The following is a 23915-nucleotide window of genomic DNA, read 5'->3' as shown; positions in this document are numbered from 1 at the left end:
AAGAGAGGGTACAACAGTGAAGTTTGTGCATTTACAATGTCAAACCGTTTTTAGTTTATTAAAAAGTGCTTGCAAAATTGATGAGCTTGTCATTCGGGCGAAAGAGCTTGGATTTTCATCGCTGGCCATTACAGATGAAAATGTTATGTATGGAGTTATTCCGTTTTATAAAGCATGCAAGAAAAATGGTATACAGCCTATTATCGGCTTAACAGCTTCTATTTTTAGTGAAGAAGAAGAAAGGTCTTATCCACTCGTCTTACTTGCTGAGAATGAAATAGGCTATCAAAATTTATTAAAGATTTCTAGCAGCATTATGACGAAGTCAAAAGAAGGTATTCCGAAGAAGTGGCTTGCTCATTATGCGAAAGGATTAATTGCAATTTCACCAGGGAAAGACGGAGAAATTGAACAGTTATTATTAGAAGACAAAGAGAGTCAGGCTGAAGAAGTAGCTCATACGTATCAAAATATGTTCAGCAATTTTTATATAAGTTTGCAGCATCATGCGATTCAAGATGAACTGCTTTTACAAGAAAAACTGCCTGAATTTATTAATAAGGTAAACGTTCCAGTCGTTGCAACAAACGATGTTCGCTATATTAATCAAAGTGACGCACTTGTTCATGAATGTTTATTATCTGTTGAAGGCGGAACGAAAATGACTGATCCAGATAGGCCGAGAATGAAAACGGATCAGTATTATTTAAAGTCATCGGATGAAATGGAAGCACTCTTTTCTCATGCTGAGGAAGCGATTCAAAATACAATAACAATCGCGGAACGTTGCCAAGTAGAAATTCCTTTCCATGTAAATCAACTACCGAAGTTTCCTGTTCCATCTAACGAGACGAATGATACGTATTTGCGCCGTGTTTGTGAAGAAGGCTTAAGTAAACGATATGGTACGCCAAAAGAAGTGCATATACAGCGTTTGAATCATGAATTACATGTGATTTCTCGTATGGGATTTAGCGATTATTTCCTCATCGTATGGGACTTTATGAAATATGCACATGAAAATCAGATTTTAACTGGGCCAGGCCGTGGATCGGCAGCGGGTTCACTCGTTTCTTACGTATTGGAAATTACAGATATTGATCCAATTGAATATGACTTATTATTTGAAAGGTTTTTAAACCCTGAACGTGTGACACTTCCAGATATTGATATTGATTTTCCAGATATAAGACGTGATGAGATGATTCGATATGTGAAAGATAAATATGGTCAGCTTCGTGTTGCTCAAATTGTAACGTTCGGAACTCTTGCAGCGAAAGCCGCAATTAGAGACATTGCTCGTGTAATGGGGCTCCCGCCAAGAGATATCGACATATTCTCAAAACTTATCCCATCAAAGCTTGGTATAACGTTAAAAGATGCATATGAGGAATCGCAATCGCTCCGTGAGTTTATACAAGGGAATCTTTTGCATGAGCGTGTGTTTGAAATTGCAAAACGTGTAGAGGGATTACCGCGTCATACGTCTATTCATGCAGCTGGCGTTATAATGAGCCAAGAACCGTTAACGGGAAGTATAGCGATTCAAGAAGGGCATAACGATGTTTATGTTACGCAATATCCAGCTGATGCACTAGAAGAACTTGGATTGCTCAAGATGGATTTTTTAGGCTTACGTAATTTAACATTACTTGAAAATATTATAAAGTTTATTGTTAAAAAAACTGGGAAACAAATTGATATAAGAAATTTACCTCTTCAAGATGAAAAGACGTTTCAATTGTTAGGAAGAGGGGATACAACAGGTGTATTCCAGCTTGAATCAGGTGGTATGCGAAATGTACTTCGCGGGTTAAAACCGAATGAATTTGAAGACATAGTTGCTGTTAACTCTTTATACAGACCAGGACCGATGGAACAAATTCCAACCTTTATTGAATCGAAGCATGGGGAAAGACGAATTGAATATTTACATCAGGATTTAAAGCCCATTTTAGAACGAACATACGGCGTAATCGTATACCAAGAACAAATAATGCAAATCGCATCGAAGTTGGCTGGATTTTCGCTTGGAGAAGCGGATTTACTGCGCCGTGCTGTGAGTAAAAAGAATCGTGATATTTTAGATCAAGAACGCAAGCACTTTGTTCAAGGTTGTTTGGAAAACGGATACGATGAGACATCTTCAGAACAAATTTACGATTTAATTGTAAGATTTGCGAATTACGGTTTTAACCGAAGTCACGCTGTAGCTTACAGTATGATCGGATATCAGCTTGCATATTTAAAAGCGAATTATACGCTGGAATTTATGACTGCGTTATTATCAAGCGCAATTGGAAATGAAGATAAGATTGTGCAGTATGTACGAGAAACGAAGCGGAAAGGTTTTCACGTTTTACCGCCGTCTCTTCAGAGAAGTGGTTACAACTTCCAAATAGAAGGGAATGCGATTCGATATAGTTTACTTTCGATTCGGAATATCGGAATGGCTACCGTGACTGCGCTACTCGAAGAACGAGAGAAAAAAATGTTCGAAGATTTATTTGAGTTTTGTCTTCGTATGCCATCAAAATTTGTAACAGAGCGAAATTTAGAAGCGTTTGTCTGGTCTGGATGTTTTGACGATTTTGGTGTTTCGAGGACGACGTTATGGAAAAGTCTTAAAGGAGCGTTAGAGTATGCAAATCTTGCACGTGACTTTGATTTAGGGGATGCTGTTCCGAAATCGAAATATGTACAAGGAGAAGAGCTATCCTTTATTGAACAGTTAAATAAGGAGAAGGAAGCACTCGGTTTTTATTTATCTAGCTATCCGACAGCGCAGTATGCGGAGTTAGGAAAAGAATTAGAAATCCCATCCCTTGCTCAGGCGATGCGACATAAGAAAAAAGTACAAAGAGCAATCGTATATATAACAAGTGTGAAAGTTATTCGTACGAAAAAGTTGCAAAAGATGGCGTTTATTACATTCTGTGATCAAAATGATGAAATGGAAGCCGTCATTTTTCCAGAAACGTATATACATTTTTCACACAGGTTACAAGAAGGGGAAATTGTTTTAGTTGATGGTACGATAGAGCAAAGAAATCATAAGTTGCAATGGATCGTGAATGGACTATATCCGCTAGAAGAAATGGATGTTTATGAAGGAATGAAAGAAGCATCTGTTTACGTGAAATTGCCGTCTCAATATGAAAAAAAGCTTGTAAATCAAGTTACGAAAATATTGTTTGACTATTCAGGTTTTACGAAAGTACTAATTTATTATGAAAAGGAACATAAAATGGTACAATTATCTCGAAGTTTATCGATTCATCCAAGTGAAGAATGCTTAGGAGCACTTCGTGAAATTGTAGGGGACGAAAATGTCGTTGTGAAAATATAATGGACAATTTCCCTACACTTCGATTATTATAGTAGTAGTGTTCGTGGTCAGACCACTTGGAGAAGTTGATATCAGCCAGAATAATTTGAGGAGAGTGGATAGTTTGTCAACACTTCGTGAAGAAGCACTTCATATGCATAAAGTGCATCAAGGAAAATTAGAAACTGTATCAAAAGTAAAAGTAGAAAATGCAAAAGATTTAAGTCTTGCATATTCTCCAGGGGTTGCAGAGCCTTGTAAAGAAATTTATGACGATAAAAGTAAGGTATATGAATATACAATGAAGGGAAATATGGTAGCAGTTGTGACAGATGGAACGGCTGTACTTGGTCTTGGTAACATTGGACCTGAAGCATCTCTTCCAGTAATGGAAGGTAAAGCTGTATTATTCAAGAGCTTTGCTGGCGTAGATGCATTCCCGATTGCCTTAAATACAAACGATGTAGATAAAATTGTTGAAACTGTAAAATTAATGGAGCCAACTTTTGGCGGTGTAAACTTAGAAGATATCGCAGCACCAAACTGCTTCGTTATTGAAGAACGTTTGAAAAAAGAGACAAACATTCCGATATTCCATGATGATCAACACGGAACAGCTATCGTAACAGTAGCAGGTCTTGTGAACGCGCTGAAGTTAGTTGGAAAGAAAATGTCCGACATTAAAGTTGTCGCAAATGGTGCAGGTGCAGCAGGTATTGCAATCATTAAACTTTTATATCGCTATGGTGTACGTGACGTTATTATGTGTGACCGTAAAGGTGCAATCTATGAAGGTCGTCCTGTCGGTATGAATCCGGTGAAGGATGAAGTTGCAAAATATACAAATAAGAATCGTATCGAAGGTTCTTTAGCTGACGTTTTACAAGGTGCGGACGTATTCATTGGTGTATCTGCAGCAGGTGCATTAAATGAAGAGATGGTTCGTACAATGAATGACGATGCAATTATTTTTGCAATGGCGAATCCGGTTCCAGAAATTATGCCAGAATTGGCAAAAGCAGCGGGCGCAGCTGTTGTTGGAACAGGTCGTTCTGACTTCCCGAACCAAGTAAATAATGTACTAGCGTTCCCAGGTATTTTCCGCGGCGCACTTGATGTACATGCGACACAAATTAATGAAGAAATGAAGATGGCAGCTGTACAAGCCATTGCAGAGCTTGTATCAGAGGATGAGTTGAATGCAGACCATATCATTCCAGCGCCATTTGACGCGCGTGTAGCGCCTCAAGTAGCGGCTTACGTTGCGAAAGCAGCAATGGAGACAGGAGTAGCTCGCCGTCAAGTAGATCCAAATGAAGTCGCTGAGAAAACAAAACAATTAGCGCTGATTGGTAAAGAATAAGCGAGGAATTTCCATTGACATCATCAAATACAAAAGTATATCTCGAAATTGTAAAAAAAATCCGATCCATTATGGAAGAGGATTGTTTAGTAGCAGGGGATCGTTTGCCATCTGAGCGTGAGTTAAGTTCACGCTTAAATGTTGGACGTTCCTCTGTAAGAGAAGCATTACGTGCGTTAGAACTGGTAGGATTAATTGAAACGAGACGTGGTGAGGGGACGTTTATTCGAAACTTTTACGATAACGGTCTTGTACAATTAATTGCTCCGTTTCTACTGCAAGATGAGAAAACAATTCGTGATTTATTACAAACAAAACGATTGCTTGAGAAAGATATGATTCGACTTGTATGTAATTTACCGAAAGAAACGTTTTCTGAAGTACTAAGTAAATTACACCAAGTGCTTGAAGAAAATGAAAGCTCAATTCCGATGCTTCATCAAACGTTCTTTAAAACACTTATTGAACAATTCGATAATTATTTACTCTATCGCATTTGGATGATCGTAAATGATTACGTTGCAACTCTTTCTTGTGAAGTTTCAGGAGATTCTATCGAAATCTATAGAAAGCTTTATGCTACTTTGGAAGTGAAACAAGAAAATGATGCGTTAAAAATTTACGATGAATTAGTAGAGAATATACAGTTTCACTCGTAATGTATAAAATTTGTCGAAATGACCATGACACGTTATGACAAACATTCTACCGCATAGCGGTTAAAGTTAAACGTAAAGAGAGAGGTTATTAGACAGATTGAGAAGATAAGGCTAACATCAAACATTGGTGTTAGCCCCATTTTCTTCTTACGCTAACCTTAGCTCTCAACGAAGGGGGTCAAATTGTGCTAAGAGATTTATTCGTGAAAAAGAAAAAGTACGCTGCAATACCTTCAGAACAAATACGAAAAGATGTACCAGATGGCGTTATGACAAAATGTCCGAAATGTAAAAAAATCATGTATACGAAAGAGCTTCTTAAAAATTTAAAAGTATGCGTGAATTGTGGATATCATCATCCGATGAATGCATGGGAACGCCTTGATAGTATATTGGACGAAGGTTCATTTCGTGAGTATGACAAAGAGATGGTTTCACTAAATCCACTTGAGTTTCCGGGATATGAAGAGAAACTAGAAAACGATCGTAAGAAGACTGAATTGTATGAAGCGGTTGTAACTGGTGAAGGAACAATTGATGACATGCTTGTTGTTGTTGCAGTAATGGATTCTCGTTTTCGAATGGGCAGCATGGGCTCTGTTGTAGGAGAAAAAATTGCTCGTGCGGTTGAAAAGGCATACGACTTACAGGTTCCATTTATTATCTTTACTGCGTCGGGTGGTGCCCGTATGCAAGAAGGGATATTAAGTTTAATGCAAATGGCGAAAACAAGCGTAGCTTTGAAAAAGCATAGTAATGCAGGAGGGTTATTTATTTCTGTTATGACTCACCCGACGACGGGCGGGGTTTCAGCGAGTTTCGCTTCACTTGGTGATTACAATTTTGCAGAGCCAGGTGCACTTATCGGATTTGCTGGTAGACGCGTAATTGAACAAACAGTGCGTGAGAAACTGCCAGAAGATTTCCAAACGGCAGAATTTTTACTAGAGCATGGTCAATTAGATGCGGTGGTGCATCGTGATGATATGAGAGAATCACTCCGTAAGATTTTAGAAGTTCATCAAGGAGGGGAAATGGCTGTATGGCAGAGCTAGAATTTGAGAAACCAGTTGTTGAGCTAAGAAATAAGATTCGTGAACTGAAAGACTATACGAAAAACAGCCAGATGGACTTCAGTGAGGAGATTCGTATTTTGGAAGACAAGCTAGAAAAACTAGAGGAAGATATATACGGCAATATGAAAGTATGGGACCGTGTTCAAATTGCTCGTCATGCAGAACGACCGACAACGCTCGATTATATTGAGCACTTATTTACTAATTTTTTTGAATGTCATGGAGATCGCCTATTTGGCGACGATGCAGCGATTGTCGGCGGCATTGCGAAATATAAGGGGATGCCTGTAACTGTAATTGGGCACCAACGCGGAAAAGATACGAAAGAAAATATTCGTCGTAATTTTGGGATGCCTCATCCAGAAGGATATCGAAAAGCACTGCGTCTAATGAAACAAGCGGAGAAGTTTAATCGTCCCATTATTTGTTTCATCGATACGAAGGGAGCTTATCCTGGTAAAGCAGCTGAAGAACGTGGACAAAGTGAAGCTATCGCTCGTAATTTATTTGAAATGGCGGGTTTAACTGTACCTGTTATTTGCATTGTTATCGGTGAAGGTGGTAGCGGTGGTGCGTTAGGTCTTGGAGTAGGAGATTACATTCATATGCTAGAAAATTCCACTTATTCTGTTATTACACCAGAGGGTGCGGCGGCGATTCTTTGGAAAGATGCTGGTAAAGCAAAAGAAGCTGCAGAAGCGATGAAAATTACAGCATTAGATTTGAAAGAATTAGGTGTAATTGACGAAATTATTCCAGAGGCAAAAGGCGGAGCGCATCGTAATATTTTGAAACAATCAGAAAATATAGATTTAATGCTTAAGAAAACTTTTGAACAATTAAGCGGAATTTCGAAAGATGAATTAATCGAAAAACGTTATGAAAAATATATGAAAATTGGGCAAGTTTCGTTTTCAAACGCTTCCATTGGGATAAAATAAGAAAAGCGTGCGTTCCTCTTCGCGAATGCACGTTTTTATTATGAAAAGACACATCTTCTCCATTGTGTTTTTGTATTTTTTCGTGTTATTTTATTATAAGGCAAATAATCTTTATGAGGTGAGTACAAATGAAACGTATTGGTGTATTAACGAGTGGTGGAGATTCACCTGGTATGAATGCTGCCATTCGTGCAGTTGTTCGTAAAGCGATTTTCCATGATATTGAAGTATATGGTATTTACCATGGATACGCTGGTTTAATTTCTGGTCATATTGAAAAATTAGAACTTGGTTCTGTTGGCGATATTATCCACCGCGGTGGTACAAAATTATATACAGCAAGATGTCCTGAGTTTAAAGACCCAGAAGTACGACTAAAAGGAATCGAGCAATTAAAGAAACATGGTATTGAAGGACTTGTTGTTATTGGTGGAGATGGTTCTTACCAAGGCGCAAAAAAATTAACTGAGCAAGGATTCCCATGTGTAGGTGTACCAGGTACAATCGACAATGATATCCCTGGAACAGACTTCACAATTGGTTTCGATACAGCTTTAAATACTGTTATTGATGCAATTGATAAAATCCGTGATACAGCTACATCTCATGAACGTACATATGTTATCGAAGTAATGGGACGTCACGCTGGAGATATCGCATTATGGGCTGGTTTAGCTGATGGTGCAGAAACTATCTTAATTCCAGAAGAAAAGTATGACATGGAAGATGTTATCGCTCGTCTGAAACGAGGTAGTGAACGTGGCAAAAAGCACAGTATTATCGTTGTAGCTGAAGGTGTTGGAAGTGCAATTGACATCGGTAAGCACATTGAAGAAGCAACAAGCTTTGATACTCGTGTAACTGTATTAGGTCACGTGCAACGTGGTGGATCACCAAGTGCACAAGACCGTGTATTAGCTAGTCGTCTTGGCGCAAGAGCAGTTGAATTATTAATTGCTGGTAATGGCGGACGTTGTGTTGGTATTCAAAATAATAAACTTGTTGATCATGACATTATCGAAGCGTTAGCTCAAAAGCATACAATCGATAAAGATATGTATCAATTATCTAAAGAATTATCTATCTAATTGGCTTAATGCCTTGTATTTGGGAACGGTTTCATAATTTTCGGAGGTGCAATATGCGTAAAACTAAAATTGTATGTACTATAGGTCCTGCTAGTGAAAGTATTGAGAAATTAGAGCAATTAATGGAAGCGGGTATGAACGTTGCTCGTTTAAACTTCTCTCATGGTAGCCATGAAGAGCATGGAGCTCGTATTAAAAATATTCGTGAAGCTTCAAAGAAAACTGGTAAAACAGTTGGTATCTTACTTGATACAAAAGGTCCAGAAATCCGTACACATGACTTCGTAGACGGACAAGCTGAGCTTGTAACAGGTGCAGAAGTAATTCTTTCTACTGAACAAGTATTAGGAACTGCAGAGAAGTTCTCTGTATCTTATGCTGGTCTTTATGATGATGTTGATCCAGGTTCTCGTATTCTAATCGATGACGGTCTTATCGAACTAGAAGTAATCGAGAAAGCTGACGGAGACATCCGTACAAAAGTATTAAACAGCGGAACTGTAAAAAATAAAAAAGGTGTTAACGTACCAAACGTAAGCATTAAGCTTCCTGGTATCACTGAAAAAGACGTACAAGATATCGTTTTCGGTATCGAGCAAAAAGTTGATTTCATCGCAGCATCTTTCGTACGTAAAGCATCTGACGTATTAGAAATTCGTGAATTATTAGAAGGGCATAACGCTCAATACATCCAAATCGTACCAAAAATCGAAAACCAAGAAGGTATCGACAACATCGATTCAATCTTAGAAGTTTCTGACGGTTTAATGGTTGCTCGTGGTGATATGGGTGTAGAAATTCCACCAGAAGAAGTACCATTAGTACAAAAACGTCTAATCAAAAAATGTAACGTATTAGGAAAACCAGTTATTACTGCAACACAAATGTTAGATTCTATGCAACGTAACCCACGTCCAACTCGTGCGGAAGCAAGTGACGTAGCAAACGCAATCTTCGATGGAACAGATGCAATCATGCTTTCAGGTGAAACTGCTGCGGGTCAATACCCTGTAGAAGCTGTAACAATGATGGCTAACATTGCGGTACGTGTTGAAAAATCATTACAATATGAAGATATGTTCAAAAAACGTATTAAAGAGTTCACTCCAACAATTACAGATGCAATTAGCCAATCTGTTGCGCACACAGCACTTGCTCTTGATGTAGCTGCAATCGTAGCTCCAACAGAAAGTGGACATACTGCGAAAATGATCTCTAAATACCGTCCGAAATCTCCAATCGTAGCTGTAACATCTGACGAGCAAGTAGGACGTCGTCTTGCACTTGTTTGGGGTGTTCAAGCATTTATGGCTGGAAAACGTGCAGCTTCTACTGACGAAATGTTAGATACAGCAATTCAAACAGGTATGGATGCGGGTCTAATCGGACTTGGAGATACTGTAGTAATCACTGCTGGTGTTCCAGTTGCTGAAACTGGTACAACAAACTTAATGAAAATCCACGTTGTTGGTGAAGAAGTTGCTAAAGGACAAGGAATCGGTCGTAAAGCTGCAAAAGGTAAAGTAGTTGTAGCGAAAACAGCTGCTGAAGCTGTAGCGAACGTAAACAAAGGTGATATCCTTGTTACAACAAGCACTGATAAAGATATGATTCCTGCAATTGAAAAAGCTGCAGCTCTAGTTGTAGAAGAAGGCGGTCTAACAAGCCATGCAGCTGTTGTAGGTGTATCAATCGGTATTCCTGTTATCGTTGGTGTAAACGGCGTAACAACAACTTTAAAAAGTGGCCAAGAAGTAACAGTTGATGCAGCGCGCGGAATTGTTTATAATGGACATGCGGAAGTGCTATAAGAAGTAATACGGAGAGAAGGATCGGAGTCCTTCTCTTTTTTTTACACAAAAAAGTATAGAGCTAGCTTTAAATGCCTGAAATCGCTTTGAAAAACGTTTATTATAATGTTTAGTGGAAGAGGGTTATTCGTCCTTTGTAAAGCTTGTATGAGCGTTTTAAGAGGCTCATAAGGGGTTTTGTAAGGTGGATGGTGGAAAGTGATGCTTTCACCTTTTGAATGAAATATGAAGGAGTGTGGAGCTGTGAAGTGGTTACTATTCTTACTTATTGTAATACCGGCGATCGAGATTGCGGTATTGATAGGATCAAGTCATGTAATAGGTTTATGGTCTACGTTCGCTATGATTGTATTTACGGGTATTGTTGGTGTATATTTGGCGAAACGACAAGGGTTTAAAGTGCTTAGAGAGATTCAATTTAGGTTAAATAGAGGAGAAATGCCCGGTGATACGGTTCTAGATGGTATTTTTATATTCGTAGGAGGTATTCTTTTAGTACTGCCTGGATATGTGACGGATATAATAGGTTTTATCTTTGTTGTTCCTGTAACGAGGGCTTTATTGAAGCCGGTTGTTATGAAGTGGATTGATTGGAAATTTAGAAAGAGAACTACTATTATTGTTCAGAAATAACGCGTAGATTATAGTGATCTACGCGTTATTTTTTTTGTTTGCTATTTATTGTCAATTGTTAGCTTCTTGTTGGGGGTGGATTATTGTTAGTTATTAAACGATAGGATACAGAGGGTTCTTGTGAATGAAAAGTGTTACATTAGGGTGATGTTCTTGCATGTAGTAAGATTCGACTAGTGAGCAGAAGTTAGATAGGAGAAGAAAAATTACTGATTAAAGGGTTCACCTGCCTTGTTTTGTATATTTATTCATTTACATAAAAAGTAATAAATGTAAGTAATAATTATAGAATAAATAGAATAAAAATGTATTTCCGGCCTGAAATATGCGTTTTTATGCAAAAAAATAAGAGAATTATCCTTTTTTAGGAAATCCCCTTTTAAATGTAGTAGTGCAAAAAGTACAGTGAATAATCAGTGGGAATTTCCCACTGATTACAGTTGATTTTTTGTTGTGTATGAGTTAGAAAACATTATTTTGATGGTGAGCCTTTAATGAATTTCCATAAATCGTGGAATACATGAGCTTTGTGTAATGTATTAAGTAGTACTAATATGACTGGACCGATGATTAATCCTAAAAAACCAAAGAGCTTAAAGCCGACAAATAGAGCGATGAGTGTCGCTAATGGATCGAGTCCAATATTAGATGAAAGTACTTTTGGCTCCATGATTTGTCTTTGGACAATCACGACGATGTATAGGATGAGAAGACCGATGGCGAATGCAGTATCACCTGTGAAAAATACGTATATAACCCAAGGAACGAAGACGGCTCCAGTTCCTAAATACGGGAGTAAATCTACAACCCCTGTAATAATCGCGATAGTAATTGCGTATGGCACGCGTAATATTAAAAGGCCGATTAGTACAATGATAGTTGTCATAGATACGAGTGTAAGTTGCGCTTTAACAAAACCAAACAAAGCTTTTCTTAAATCGACAAAAATAGTTTTTCCGTATCCGTGTACACGATTAGGTAGAAGTTTTCTTACTTTATGAGCAAGACGGTGCCAATCGTAACTAATGAAGAAGGTGGCTAATAAGACGAATACAAGGACAGTTAAAGTTGTTGGTAATGCACTAATGAAATTTGTTAATCCGCTTATAATGGCGGTTAAAAGTTCTTTCATTTGTGTCGTTGCTCCGGTGCCTAAGTTTTGAATGTTTTGTGTAATAGTGTATCGCTGTGGTTCTCCAAGATGATTAAATTTAGAAATTAAATCATCATAGAGAGGCATAATATGATTAAGTGCAAATTCTTGGGCGAATGCAACGATATCTGGAAACTTCACTGTGACAATTTGTAGTAAGTATGTTGTGGCAGATATTGCTTCAGTTACAAGGTATGTAACGAGTCCGACGATAGCTCCGAATACGAGAATTAAGCTAACGAGTACCGCTAATGCGCGAGGGAATTGTAGTTTTTGATTAAGGAAATTGACGACAGGATTAATCAAATAAGCGAATGCAAAAGCGATAATAAAAGGGTAGATCAGACCTGACATGTGCAGCAATGCATAGAACCCAACTACCGTTGCTGCAATGACAAATATGAGTCGTAATATCATATATAGTAAGTTTCGGTTCAAAGATGTATACCTCCCATTCCAATTTGGATTATCCTAATTCGTTCAACTTATAACTAGTGAGATTCACTGATCAAAGTTGCACTTTATGTTATAGTGGAATGATGGATTTAGCCTGCTTTTGCAGCGGATTAATGACTACAGAAGCTTGTTGGTGACGCTTCTACTATATGGTAAAAACTTCATTTTCTCTCTTTTTTATTTTACCTGTTTCTTATTATAAAAGAAAGGAGAGACATCCGCTTTTAAATGTATATGCATGCTTTATTTTTTTCTGGTTAAAGTTTTGTTTGTAATTTTGGAATGTATATGAAAATCAATTTTTTTCTTTATATAATTGTCAAATATGCATCGGTATAGCATGTATAACGATAGGTTTAAGGGTATTTTTGTTTGGAAACAAGTTCATTATTTTCAGAAAGGAAGTGCAATCATGATTAGTCAGTCAACGTTATTTTTATTCATACTACTTATTATAGGACTTATTGCTAAAAACCAATCGCTTACTGTAGCTGTTGGAGTATTATTTTTATTGAAGTTTACGTTTTTAGGCGATAAAGCCTTTCCTTATTTACAAACGAAAGGAATTAACCTCGGTGTGACGGTTATTACAATTGCGGTGCTTGTCCCAATTGCGACGGGGGAAATAGGGTTTAAACAGCTTGGAGAAGCGGCGAAATCATACTATGCATGGATTGCTTTAGCTTCAGGAGTAGCGGTTGCTTTATTGGCGAAAGGTGGGGTGCAATTATTAACGACTGATCCTCATATTACAACCGCACTTGTTTTTGGGACAATTATAGCTGTAGCTTTATTTAATGGAGTTGCTGTAGGTCCGTTAATTGGGGCTGGAATTGCCTATGCAGTTATGAGTATTATACAAATGTTTAAATAAGGAATTTTATAGTAATATAAAAATTTTGAATTCTTTCTGTTCACAAAAGTCAGATAATTGTTTATAATAGGATTAGAAACTTTGAAAAGTTACATAACAGCAGAGACTTTACACCAGATAAAATAAAAACAACATAAAACAATTTTATAATGATATTGTTTTATGTTGTTTTTATCATAAACTCTTCGGAATTCATTTTCCTCACTAACTTGTTGTTCTGAGCGTGAGGATTCGGAGAGACATTCACGCTCATGCTTTCCCTGTAAGTAATGGACAATTAGAGGGGAACATCGCAACAAATTTGCATGAACGTGCATTTTGCTTGCCTAAAGAGTGAACGAGCGTTCATAATTTATAAGGGGAGCAAATAGATATAAGGAGCAAGGTTGGGAGAATTTTCAGGAAAAGGAGAGAATGTCATGACTGTTATTCGAGGTTTAGAAGGGGTAGTAGCAACAACATCATCTGTGAGCTCTATTATTGATGATACATTAACTTATGTTGGGTATAATATTGATGATTTAGCTGAGAATGCTACGTTCGAAGAAGTAGTGTACTTATTATGGCACCGCAAGCTTCCTAACGAAAAAGAACTAGCGGAATTTAGTGAAACTGTATCTGAATACTATAAAGTACCAGGTGAAATTTTAACATATTTGAAACAAGTAGATTTAAAAATCGCGCACCCGATGTCGGTTTTACGAACTGCGATTTCCATGCTATCATTATATGATGAGAGCGCTGAAATAATGGATGGAAAGTCTAATTATTTGAAAGCGGTTAAATTACAGGCTCAAGTCGGAACTTTAATTGCGGCTTATGCAAGAATTCGCAAAGGTTTAGATGTTGTTGAGCCAAGAAAAGATCTATCATTAGCTGCAAACTTTTTGTACATGTTAAATGATCGTGAGCCAAATGAAGTTGAAATTGAGGCTTTTGATAAGGCACTTGTACTTCATGCAGATCATGAGTTAAACGCTTCTACATTTACTGCACGTGTTTGCGTAGCTACACTTTCAGATGTGTATTCTGGTATTACAGCAGCAATCGGTGCATTAAAAGGTCCTCTTCACGGCGGGGCAAATGAAAATGTAATGAAGATGTTAACTGAAATTGGCGAAGAAGAAAATGTAGAATCATATATTCATAATGCTCTTCAAAATAAAGTGAAAATTATGGGATTTGGTCATCGCGTATATGAGCATGGTGATCCACGCGCGAAACACTTACGCGAAATGTCTAAGAGATTATGCGTGCTTTTAGGAGAAGACAAATGGTATAATATGTCTATCAAAATTGAAGACATTGTAACAAAAGAAAAAGGTCTTCCACCAAATGTTGATTTCTATTCAGCTTCTGTATACCATTGTTTAGGAGTTGACCATGACCTATTTACACCTATCTTTGCGATTAGCCGTATGTCAGGCTGGTTAGCTCATATTCTAGAACAATATGAAAACAACCGTTTAATCCGTCCGCGTGCTGATTATGATGGACCTACGCATCAAGTGTATGTTCCGATTGCGCAACGATAAGTGAAAAACACTATTTTGATAGTGAAAATACGCTTTCAAAAGTCTGATTTTTTCGGAAAGATATAATGATTAGAATATTTTAATTTGACTAACGGTTTGAACTGAGGGGTTATTCCCTCAGTTGCATACATATGAAATTTCAAACATGGGGGTTATCACATTGACGACAGGTGAAAAAATTACTGTAACTAATGGTGTTATGAATGTACCAAACAATCCGATTATTCCATTTATCGAAGGAGATGGAATTGGTCCTGATATTTGGGCTGCAGCATCTCGCGTACTAGAAGCAGCAGTTGAGAAAGCATATGATGGTGAGAAGAAAATTGTTTGGAAAGAAGTGCTTGCAGGGGAAAAAGCATTCAACCAAACAGGCGAGTGGTTACCAGAAGAGACTTTAAATTTAATTCGTGAATATTTAATCGCAATTAAAGGTCCACTTACAACTCCAGTTGGCGGTGGTATTCGTTCTCTAAACGTTGCGCTTCGTCAAGAATTAGATTTATATGTATGTCTACGTCCAGTTCGTTACTTTGAAGGTGTTCCTTCACCTGTAAAACGTCCGGAAGATACTGATATGGTTATTTTCCGTGAAAATACAGAAGATATTTACGCTGGTATTGAATATGCACAAGGTTCTCCAGAAGCGGAAAAAGTTCTTGCATTCTTAAAAGAAGCAATGGGCGTTAATAAAATTCGTTTCCCAGAAACATCAGGGATTGGTATTAAACCAATTTCAGAGGAAGGGACAAAGCGTCTTGTTCGTGCTGCGATTCAATATGCAATTAACGAAAAACGCTCTTCTGTTACATTAGTTCATAAAGGAAACATTATGAAATTTACAGAAGGTGCTTTCAAAAACTGGGGTTACGAAGTAGCTGAACAAGAATTTGGCGACAAAGTATTTACTTGGGCTGAATATGATCGTATCGTTGAAAAAGATGGTAAAGATGCAGCGAATAAAGCGATGGCAGAAGCAGAATCTGCTGGGAAAATCATCGTAAAAGATTCTATTGCAGACATCTTCTTACAACAAATTTTAACTCGTCCACGTGAGTTCGATGTTGTTGCAACAATGAACTTAAACGGAGACTACATCTCGGATGCACTTGCTGCACAAGTAGGTGGAATTGGTATTGCACCTGGTGCAAACATTAACTATGTGACTGGACATGCTATCTTTGAAGCTACACATGGTACAGCTCCAAAATATGCAGGTTTAGATAAAGTAAATCCATCTTCTGTTCTTCTTTCTGGTGTATTATTATTAGAGCACTTAGGATGGAACGAAGCTGCGAATTTAGTAACTGATTCAGTTGAGAAAACAATTGAATCAAAAGTAGTAACTTATGATTTCGCACGCTTAATGGAAGGTGCAACAGAAGTGAAATGTTCTGAGTTCGCTAATGAACTTATTAAAAACATGGATGTAGCGATAATCAAAAACGCATAATTAAAGCGGGGGGTAAATTATGACAATCAAACGCAAGAAAGTTTCAGTCATCGGTGCAGGATTTACAGGAGCAACAACAGCATTCTTATTAGCACAAAAAGAACTTGCAGATGTTGTATTAGTGGACATTCCACAGCTGGAAAATCCAACAAAAGGGAAAGCGTTAGATATGTTAGAAGCGAGCCCAGTACAAGGTTTTGATGCTAACATTATTGGTACATCTGATTACGCAGATACTGCTGATTCTGACGTTGTCGTTATTACAGCAGGTATTGCGCGTAAGCCTGGTATGAGCCGTGATGACTTAGTAGCAACAAACTCTAAAATTATGAAAAGTATTACGCGCGACATTGCAAAACATTCACCAAATGCGATTATTGTTGTATTAACAAATCCAGTTGATGCAATGACATATTCTGTATTTAAAGAAGCAGGATTCCCGAAAGAGCGTGTTATCGGTCAATCGGGCGTATTAGATACAGCTCGTTTCCGTACATTCATTTCACAAGAATTAAACCTTTCTGTGAAAGACATTACAGGATTTGTTCTTGGTGGACATGGTGACGATATGGTTCCTCTTGTACGCTATTCCTATGCAGGTGGCATTCCGTTAGAAACATTAATTCCGAAAGAGCGTTTAGAGGCAATTGTAGAACGTACACGTAAAGGTGGCGGCGAGATTGTAGGTTTATTAGGAAACGGTAGTGCATATTACGCGCCAGCAGCTTCTTTAGTTGAAATGACAGAAGCAATCTTGAAAGATCAACGCCGTGTATTACCTGCTATTGCATACCTTGAAGGTGAGTATGGTTATAGTGACATTTACTTAGGGGTACCAGTAATTCTAGGTGGTAACGGAATTGAAAAAATTATTGAATTAGAACTTCTTGCAGATGAAAAAGAAGCGTTAGATCGCTCTGTCGAATCTGTACGTAACGTTATGAAAGTTCTTGTTTAATAATTAAATATAAGTGGAAAAAGATTCGGGGCCCCGAATCTTTTTCTACTATATATTGAAATGTTTTTTTGAAATAATATGAAAACGCTATCATTAGGTGTATCCTATAATGAAACTATAGACTTATACTATACATTGCCCTCATCATAGTAAATTTCGGATAAGGTATCGCTTTTAGTAGGATAATAAGGTGAAAAAATCGGAGGGGGTTGTAACATGTTAAAGAAAAAAGTTCAAATTGGTCGTAAAATGGATGAAATTACAGTAGGAGAGAAATTATCTATCACTGAAAAAATTGAGGATAAAGATTTGTTATTGTATTTAGGGTTAACGAATGATGCCAATCCATTATATATTCAGCATGATTACGCATCCCAAACTCCGTATGAAAAGCCGATTGTCCCAAGCATTATGCTAACGGGGCTGATTACAACGGCGGTTACGAAATATTTACCAGGTCCAGGTAGTCATATTACTAGGAAGGACCTTACGTTCGTGAAACATGTTCACCATTACGAAACGTTACAAATCCACTTTGAAGTTGTGGCTGTTTCAGAGGAGGAACATACAATTGATATGCTTGTATTTGCTCATGATGAAAAAGGAGAAACTGTTGTAAAAGGTTCATTAACAGTAACACCACCTTTTAAATCTGTTTCCATTATGGAAAAAGCATTAGATAATTTTTAAAAAATGAAAGTTAGAATGATATAAAAGTAGCGCTAGTCATATTCTTATTAAGGGTATGCTAGCGCTACTTTTTGTTTGGAAAGGGTGATATAACTTTGAAATGGGAAAGGGAAGACATTATTTTTGAAACGATAAGAGAAGCTGAAGTGTGGGCCGATTCAATCGCGAATGAAATGTACGGGAAAGTATTTGATGGATATGAAACACCAGATTATAAAATAGCGTATGCTCTTTCGTTTTTCCTAGCGCAAAATCGAGAGTTTATAGTTCATACGGAAAAAGAGTTTAAAAAAGATAGATTCATCTATAAAGTTTGGATAGCGACCGGATAGAGGGAATGAAGTTACGATTGCTTTTATTTTCCGAAACTCTAGTACAAACGAGCTCCATGAATAGACAATTATATTGAGGGAGACCTTGTTTTCTAGTATGATGAGAATAACGGGGAAAATACTAGGATGAAGAAGGTTTCAAGTCTATAACTTGGAGGAAAAGAATGAACAATCGTATTTTAGTAGTTGATGATGAGGAATTTATCTTAACTTTAATTGAATTTAATTTACAACAAGCTGGTTTTGAAGTTATAACAGCGATGGATGGAGAGATGGCGCTTCAAAAAGCGACAACAGAACGTCCGGATTTAATTATATTAGATTTAATGCTTCCGAAAATGGATGGTATGGAAGTTTGTAAAGAATTACGATTGCAGCGTGTTATGACGCCGATTTTAATGCTAACAGCAAAAGATGATGAATTTGATAAGGTACTGGGTCTTGAGCTTGGGGCTGATGATTATATGACGAAGCCGTTTAGCCCAAGGGAAGTTGTTGCTCGTGTGAAAGCGATTTTGCGCCGCACGAAATTACAGCAAGAAGAAAAAGTTTCGGAAACGCCAGATGAAGATAGTATCATAATTGCAGAGCTTAAAATTTTACCGGAGTTTTATGAAGCGTACTTCCAAGGTAGGAAACTGGAACTAACACCGAAAGAATTTGAGTTACTTGTTTATCTTGCAAAAAATAAAAGTCGTGTATTAACTCGTGACCAATTATTGAGTGCTGTATGGAATTATGATTTTGCCGGTGATACAAGAATTGTTGATGTCCATATTAGCCATTTGCGCGATAAAATTGAACAAAATACGAAAAAACCGACGTACATTAAAACGATACGTGGTTTAGGTTATAAATTAGAGGAGCCAAAAGGGGATGAATAAATTTCGTTCCAGGCTTCTTTTTACTTTTGTTTCTCTTATCGTTTTTATTTTAGTTGGACTAGGTGTATTATTAGAAACCGTATTTGAAAATTACTATATAGATCATGCTAAAGAAAGAATGGTAAAAGAGACAAGGTATGTTGCTGTATTAGCAGAGGAGCAAGGGTTTGATTCTGTTTTAAAAAAGCCGTATGTATTTGAAAAGTTAGAAGAACAAATACCAGCTTCTATTATATTTGTGGATGAAAAAAAGAAAGTTCAATATAGCGGAGGGAAACAATCTGCATTTAGTCAAGAGATGATTAAAGAACTTTCTTCTGAAGCAGGAAAACAAAAAAATAAAGTCATTACGAAAGAAACAGATCAAAAGAATGAATTTTATCATGCTGTGTTCGTCCAGGATGTAGAAGGGAAACAAGGATACATTTTGGTGAAAAGTACAATTGATACTTTGAGGGACGTTCACCAAAAAACGTGGGGATTATTAATTATCGGATTTGTCATTGCTTGTCTCGTAGTTGTATTCCTAGGTGTCAAAATTACAGGACAATATATTAGGCCGATTGAATCAGTTACGAAAGTTGCGATTGAATTAGCGAAGGGTAATTATAAAGCGCGTGCATATGAAAGTCATTCGGATGAAACAGGAATGCTGAGTAAAGCAATTAATATTTTAGCTCGTAATTTACAAGAGATGACACTCGAACAAGAAATGCAACAAGATCGTTTGCACACATTAATTGAAAATATGGGAAGCGGAATGATTTTAATTGATAGCCGTGGTTATATAAACCTTGTAAACCGTTCTTATAAGGAGACTTTCCACGTAACAGATGAAGAATATTTAGACCGTTTATATTATGAATCGTTTCACCATACGGAAATTATTGAGCTTGTGGAAGAAATTTTTATGACAGAAGTGAAAGTGCGTAAACAAATGTTATTGCCGCTAGGTATTGAGCGCAAGCATTTCGAAGTATACGGAGCGCCAATTATTGGGACAAACCATGAGTGGAAAGGGATTGTTCTCGTATTCCATGACATTACAGAGTTAAAGAAATTAGAACAAATGAGAAAAGACTTTTTAGCGAATGTTTCTCATGAATTGAAGACACCGATTACTTCTATTAAAGGTTTTTCAGAAACACTCTTGGACGGAGCGATGGATAATAAAAAATTCTGCGAACATTTCTTGCATATCATTTTAAAAGAAAGTGAGCGTATGCAAGGATTAATTGAAGATTTATTAGATTTGTCAAAAATCGAGCAGCAAGGGTTTAGATTAAATATGGGTACGGTTGATATGAAGGGGCTTCTTGAAGACATTCACATGGTGCTTGATAATAAAGCGGGTGAAAAAGAAATCTCTTTACAAGTGAATGTATTGAAACGAGTTTCCGTTATTGGAGATCCGAGCCGCTTAAAACAAATCTTTATTAATTTAATTAATAATGCAATCGTATATACGCCGGCTGGAGGCGTTGTTTCAGTTGAATTATTAGAGGATAAATATAATGCGTATATAAAAGTGTCGGATACTGGAATTGGTATTAGTAAAGAAGAAATCCCTCGTATATTTGAACGTTTTTATCGAGTTGATAAAGCGAGAAGTAGAAATACGGGTGGAACGGGTCTTGGTTTATCAATTGTAAAGCATTTAGTTGAAGCACATCAAGGTACGATTACAGTGGATAGTGAGGTTGGAGAAGGTACAACATTTACAGTTGTTTTACCAAAATCAGCTACTGAAAAATAGGATGAAGGATATTTACAATATATTAACAATGGCTTAATTAAATATTAATAAAGCTCTGTTAATATAATATATGAAAACCCCTTCATCCAAGGAGTAATTTTGGACGAGAGTAGTTATGCTATTCTCGTCACTTCCCTTTTATGCCAATGTAAGTCTGTTTATATATGATAGAAAAAAACCGTTATTTTTCTTCTCTCTATTAGTCATGTTAATATAGAGAGAGGATAGGAACGGTTTTTTTTCTGTGGGAAAATCGTTTCAAATTTGTATGGGGAGGTTTGTAGTTTGGAAAAAAAAGTCGTATTAGTAGATGGTAATAATATCGCGTATCGTGCTTTCTTTGCACTACCGCTTTTAAATAACGACAAAGGTATACATACGAACGCAATTTATGGTTTTACGATGATGTTAATGAGAATATTAGAGGAAGAAAAACCGACGCACATGCTTGTGGCGTTTGATGCGGGGAAAACAACGTTCCGTCATAAAACGTATAGTGATTATAAGGGAGGGCGTCAAAAGACGCCACCTGAACTATCAGAGCAATTCCCATTTATTCGCGAAGTACTTGATGCATTTAATGTTCCGCGCTATGAATTAGAAAACTATGAAGCGGATGACATTATGGGGACTTTAGCGAAAGAAGCGAGTGAGCAAGGGTTTCATGTGAAAGTTATTTCAGGAGATAAAGACTTACTGCAACTTGTTTCAGATAATACACTCGTATGTATTCCTCGCAAAGGGATTACAGAAGTAGATGAATATACGAAAGAAGCTTTATTTGAGAAATATAGCTTATCACCAAAGCAAATTATCGATATGAAAGGTTTAATGGGAGACCAATCAGATAACATTCCAGGTGTACCAGGTGTTGGTGAGAAGACAGCCATTAAATTATTAACGCAATTTGAAACGGTAGAAGCAGTATATGAAAACTTAGATCAAGTGAGTGGAAAGAAATTAAAAGAAAAGTTAGAAGCGAATAAAGAACAAGCCCTTATGAGTAAAGAACTTGCGACTATTATTACAGACGCACCGATTACTGTGCATGTAGATGATATGGCATATAAAGGGTATGAACCAAGCGATTTGATTCCAATGTTCGAGAATTTAGGATTTACATCCCTTTTAAATAAATTAGGTGTTACGCCGGAGGAAACGGCTCCAGTTGAATTAGATGATATTACATTTGATATTGTAGAAGAAGTTACAGAAGAAATGCTTCAGCAAGATAGTGCGCTTATTGTTGAAGTGCAAGAAGATAACTATCATAAAGCCGATATTCAAGGTTTTGGTATTCAAAATGAAAATGGTTGTTACTTCATTCCGGCCGATGTTGCTCTTAAATCAGATGCTTTTAAAGAGTGGCTTGCAAATGGAGAAATGAGAAAACATACATTTGATGCGAAGCGTGCTATCGTTGCCCTAAAGTGGAAAGGTGTAGATATTCAAGGGATTGACTTTGATTTATTAATTGCCGCTTATTTACTTGATCCAGCTGATACCGATAAAGATTTCCGTGCTGTTGCGAAAATGAAAGAAACACATGCGGTAAAATCTGACGAAGAAGTTTACGGGAAAGGTGCGAAACGTGCTGTTCCTGAGCAAGAGGTAGTAGCTGAGCATGTCGCTCGTAAAGTGCATGTATTATTCGATGTGAAGCAAACATTCGTAGAAGAATTAGAAAAGAATGAGCAATATGAACTATTTACAGAGTTAGAATTACCTCTTGCTCGTGTATTAGCTGACATGGAAGTGAAAGGTGTTACAGTTGATACGAATCGTCTTCGTAATATGGGAGAAGAGCTTGCGGGTAGATTAAAGGAAATGGAACAAGAGATTTATGAGCTTGCAGGAACGGAATTTAATATTAATTCACCGAAGCAGCTTGGGGTTATTCTGTTTGAAAACTTAAATTTACCTGTTATTAAAAAGACGAAAACAGGTTATTCTACATCTGCTGATGTACTAGACAAGCTTATGGATCATCATGCAATCATTCCGAAGATTTTACACTACCGTCAATTAGGGAAACTAAACTCTACATATATTGAAGGGTTACTAAAAGTTGTACATGACGATTCATCTAAAATTCATACTCGCTTTAACCAAGTGTTAACGCAAACAGGACGACTAAGTTCAACGGAACCAAACTTGCAAAATATCCCGATTCGCTTAGAAGAGGGAAGGAAGATTCGTCAGGCGTTTATTCCTTCAGAAGAAGGATGGATTATGTACGCGGCCGATTATTCACAAATTGAACTTCGTGTGCTTGCTCACATTGCAAAAGATGAAGGTTTAGTTGAAGCGTTCCAACATGACATGGATATTCATACGAAAACAGCTATGGATGTATTCGGTGTTGGAAAAGATGAAGTGACATCTAATATGAGACGACAAGCAAAAGCTGTAAACTTCGGCATTGTATACGGTATTAGTGATTACGGCCTTTCACAAAACTTAGGAATCACGAGAAAAGCGGCAGGGGAATTTATTGAAAGGTATTTAGAAAGCTTCCCTGGAGTACAAGAATATATGGCTGACATTGTAAAAGATGCGAAGCAAAAAGGATATGTTTCAACGTTATTAAATCGCCGTCGTTACATTCCGGAAATTACGAGCCGTAACTTTAATTTACGTAGCTTTGCAGAGCGTACAGCAATGAATACACCAATTCAAGGTAGTGCGGCGGATATTATTAAAAAGGCTATGATTATTATGGCGGATCGCTTAGAAGAAGAAGGCCTACAAGCTCGCTTACTTCTGCAAGTACACGATGAATTGATCTTTGAAGCGCCAAAAGAAGAAGTGGAAAAATTAGAGAAGCTTGTACCTGAAGTAATGGAGCATGCAATTGAACTAGCAGTTCCGTTAAAAGTTGATTATTCTTACGGTCCAACTTGGTACGACGCGAAATAAGGAAGT

Annotated in this window: 18 protein-coding genes; 17 read left to right on the top strand and 1 reads right to left on the bottom strand. The window is 37.2% G+C overall.

Annotated elements, in window-relative coordinates; all coding sequences use genetic code 11:
* The first annotated feature begins 16 nt into the window (after positions 1-16).
* The 8 genes from dnaE to NSQ47_RS16395 all read left to right on the top strand — a co-directional run bounded on the left by dnaE (position 17) and on the right by NSQ47_RS16395 (position 10899).
* The gene (gene dnaE, locus NSQ47_RS16430; RefSeq protein ID WP_002160253.1) at positions 17-3349 is read left to right on the top strand and encodes a DNA polymerase III subunit alpha; all 3333 of its coding nucleotides are present in this window, start codon (positions 17-19) and stop codon (positions 3347-3349) included.
* A 133-nt stretch (positions 3350-3482) separates the two neighbouring features.
* Positions 3483-4691: an NAD(P)-dependent malic enzyme gene (locus NSQ47_RS16425; protein WP_179117546.1), complete on the top strand. Its 1209-nt coding sequence runs from the start codon at positions 3483-3485 to the stop codon at positions 4689-4691.
* Positions 4692-4705: 14 nt separating this feature from the next.
* On the top strand, positions 4706-5350 hold the full coding sequence (locus NSQ47_RS16420; protein WP_215579812.1) for a FadR/GntR family transcriptional regulator: 645 nt from the start codon (positions 4706-4708) through the stop codon (positions 5348-5350).
* A 185-nt stretch (positions 5351-5535) separates the two neighbouring features.
* Positions 5536-6405 carry an acetyl-CoA carboxylase, carboxyltransferase subunit beta gene (gene accD, locus NSQ47_RS16415; RefSeq protein WP_341037396.1) on the top strand — a complete coding sequence of 290 codons (870 nt, stop codon included), beginning with the start codon at positions 5536-5538 and terminating at the stop codon, positions 6403-6405.
* Positions 6393-7367, top strand: coding sequence for an acetyl-CoA carboxylase carboxyl transferase subunit alpha (gene accA, locus NSQ47_RS16410; RefSeq protein WP_000818786.1), 975 nt, complete (start codon positions 6393-6395; stop codon positions 7365-7367). The genes accD and accA overlap by 13 nt, the downstream gene beginning before the upstream one ends.
* Positions 7368-7495: 128 nt before the next feature.
* Complete coding sequence (gene pfkA, locus NSQ47_RS16405; RefSeq protein WP_002034288.1) at positions 7496-8455, top strand: 6-phosphofructokinase; 960 nt, start codon at positions 7496-7498, stop codon at positions 8453-8455.
* Positions 8456-8508: 53 nt separating this feature from the next.
* Positions 8509-10266 carry a pyruvate kinase gene (gene pyk / locus NSQ47_RS16400; protein ID WP_002160257.1) on the top strand — a complete coding sequence of 586 codons (1758 nt, stop codon included), beginning with the start codon at positions 8509-8511 and terminating at the stop codon, positions 10264-10266.
* Positions 10267-10509: 243 nt separating this feature from the next.
* Entirely contained in the window at positions 10510-10899 is a 390-nt protein-coding gene (locus tag NSQ47_RS16395; RefSeq protein WP_002160258.1) for an FxsA family protein, read from the top strand.
* A gap of 472 nt (positions 10900-11371) precedes the next feature.
* Here NSQ47_RS16395 and ytvI read toward each other — a convergent pair whose 3' ends face one another.
* Positions 11372-12490, bottom strand: a complete 1119-nt coding sequence (ytvI, locus tag NSQ47_RS16390) for a sporulation integral membrane protein YtvI (protein WP_002160259.1) — start codon at positions 12488-12490, stop codon at positions 11372-11374.
* A 430-nt stretch (positions 12491-12920) separates the two neighbouring features.
* On the opposite strand from ytvI, the gene NSQ47_RS16385 reads away from it, so the two are divergent.
* The 9 genes from NSQ47_RS16385 to polA all read left to right on the top strand — a co-directional run bounded on the left by NSQ47_RS16385 (position 12921) and on the right by polA (position 23909).
* Positions 12921-13382 carry a DUF441 domain-containing protein gene (locus tag NSQ47_RS16385; protein ID WP_098778160.1) on the top strand — a complete coding sequence of 154 codons (462 nt, stop codon included), beginning with the start codon at positions 12921-12923 and terminating at the stop codon, positions 13380-13382.
* 386 nt (positions 13383-13768) lie between these two features.
* Positions 13769-14917, top strand: coding sequence for a citrate synthase (gene citZ / locus NSQ47_RS16380; protein ID WP_002112199.1), 1149 nt, complete (start codon positions 13769-13771; stop codon positions 14915-14917).
* A 160-nt stretch (positions 14918-15077) separates the two neighbouring features.
* Positions 15078-16370, top strand: coding sequence for an NADP-dependent isocitrate dehydrogenase (gene icd / locus NSQ47_RS16375; RefSeq protein ID WP_002112198.1), 1293 nt, complete (start codon positions 15078-15080; stop codon positions 16368-16370).
* A 19-nt stretch (positions 16371-16389) separates the two neighbouring features.
* Complete coding sequence (gene mdh, locus NSQ47_RS16370) at positions 16390-17328, top strand: malate dehydrogenase (RefSeq protein WP_002160261.1); 939 nt, start codon at positions 16390-16392, stop codon at positions 17326-17328.
* Between the two features lie 216 nt (positions 17329-17544).
* Entirely contained in the window at positions 17545-18018 is a 474-nt protein-coding gene (locus NSQ47_RS16365; protein ID WP_016106325.1) for a MaoC family dehydratase, read from the top strand.
* Between the two features lie 95 nt (positions 18019-18113).
* Entirely contained in the window at positions 18114-18350 is a 237-nt protein-coding gene (locus NSQ47_RS16360) for a hypothetical protein (protein ID WP_002034283.1), read from the top strand.
* A gap of 164 nt (positions 18351-18514) precedes the next feature.
* The gene (phoP, locus tag NSQ47_RS16355) at positions 18515-19234 is read left to right on the top strand and encodes a two-component system response regulator PhoP (protein WP_002112195.1); all 720 of its coding nucleotides are present in this window, start codon (positions 18515-18517) and stop codon (positions 19232-19234) included.
* Complete coding sequence (gene phoR / locus NSQ47_RS16350; RefSeq protein WP_002112194.1) at positions 19227-20990, top strand: sensory box histidine kinase PhoR; 1764 nt, start codon at positions 19227-19229, stop codon at positions 20988-20990. The genes phoP and phoR overlap by 8 nt, the downstream gene beginning before the upstream one ends.
* A 285-nt stretch (positions 20991-21275) precedes the next feature.
* Complete coding sequence (gene polA / locus NSQ47_RS16345; protein ID WP_341037393.1) at positions 21276-23909, top strand: DNA polymerase I; 2634 nt, start codon at positions 21276-21278, stop codon at positions 23907-23909.
* Positions 23910-23915 lie beyond the last annotated feature (6 nt).

This window comes from Bacillus sp. FSL R10-2780, assembly GCF_038006125.1.
Lineage (GTDB): Bacteria > Bacillota > Bacilli > Bacillales > Bacillaceae_G > Bacillus_A > Bacillus_A cereus_U.
This window is presented reverse-complemented; position numbering and strand designations above follow the sequence as displayed.

Bases quoted from the DNA above. Each gene is read 5' to 3' on its own strand.
- NSQ47_RS16425 (WP_179117546.1), top strand. From the start codon at position 3,483: ATGCATAAAGTGCATCAAGGAAAATTAGAAACTGTATCAAAAGTAAAA.
- accA (WP_000818786.1), top strand. From the start codon at position 6,393: ATGGCAGAGCTAGAATTTGAGAAACCAGTTGTTGAGCTAAGAAATAAG.
- pfkA (WP_002034288.1), top strand. From the start codon at position 7,496: ATGAAACGTATTGGTGTATTAACGAGTGGTGGAGATTCACCTGGTATG.
- pyk (WP_002160257.1), top strand. From the start codon at position 8,509: ATGCGTAAAACTAAAATTGTATGTACTATAGGTCCTGCTAGTGAAAGT.
- NSQ47_RS16385 (WP_098778160.1), top strand. From the start codon at position 12,921: ATGATTAGTCAGTCAACGTTATTTTTATTCATACTACTTATTATAGGA.
- mdh (WP_002160261.1), top strand. From the start codon at position 16,390: ATGACAATCAAACGCAAGAAAGTTTCAGTCATCGGTGCAGGATTTACA.
- NSQ47_RS16365 (WP_016106325.1), top strand. From the start codon at position 17,545: ATGTTAAAGAAAAAAGTTCAAATTGGTCGTAAAATGGATGAAATTACA.
- phoP (WP_002112195.1), top strand. From the start codon at position 18,515: ATGAACAATCGTATTTTAGTAGTTGATGATGAGGAATTTATCTTAACT.
- phoR (WP_002112194.1), top strand. From the start codon at position 19,227: ATGAATAAATTTCGTTCCAGGCTTCTTTTTACTTTTGTTTCTCTTATC.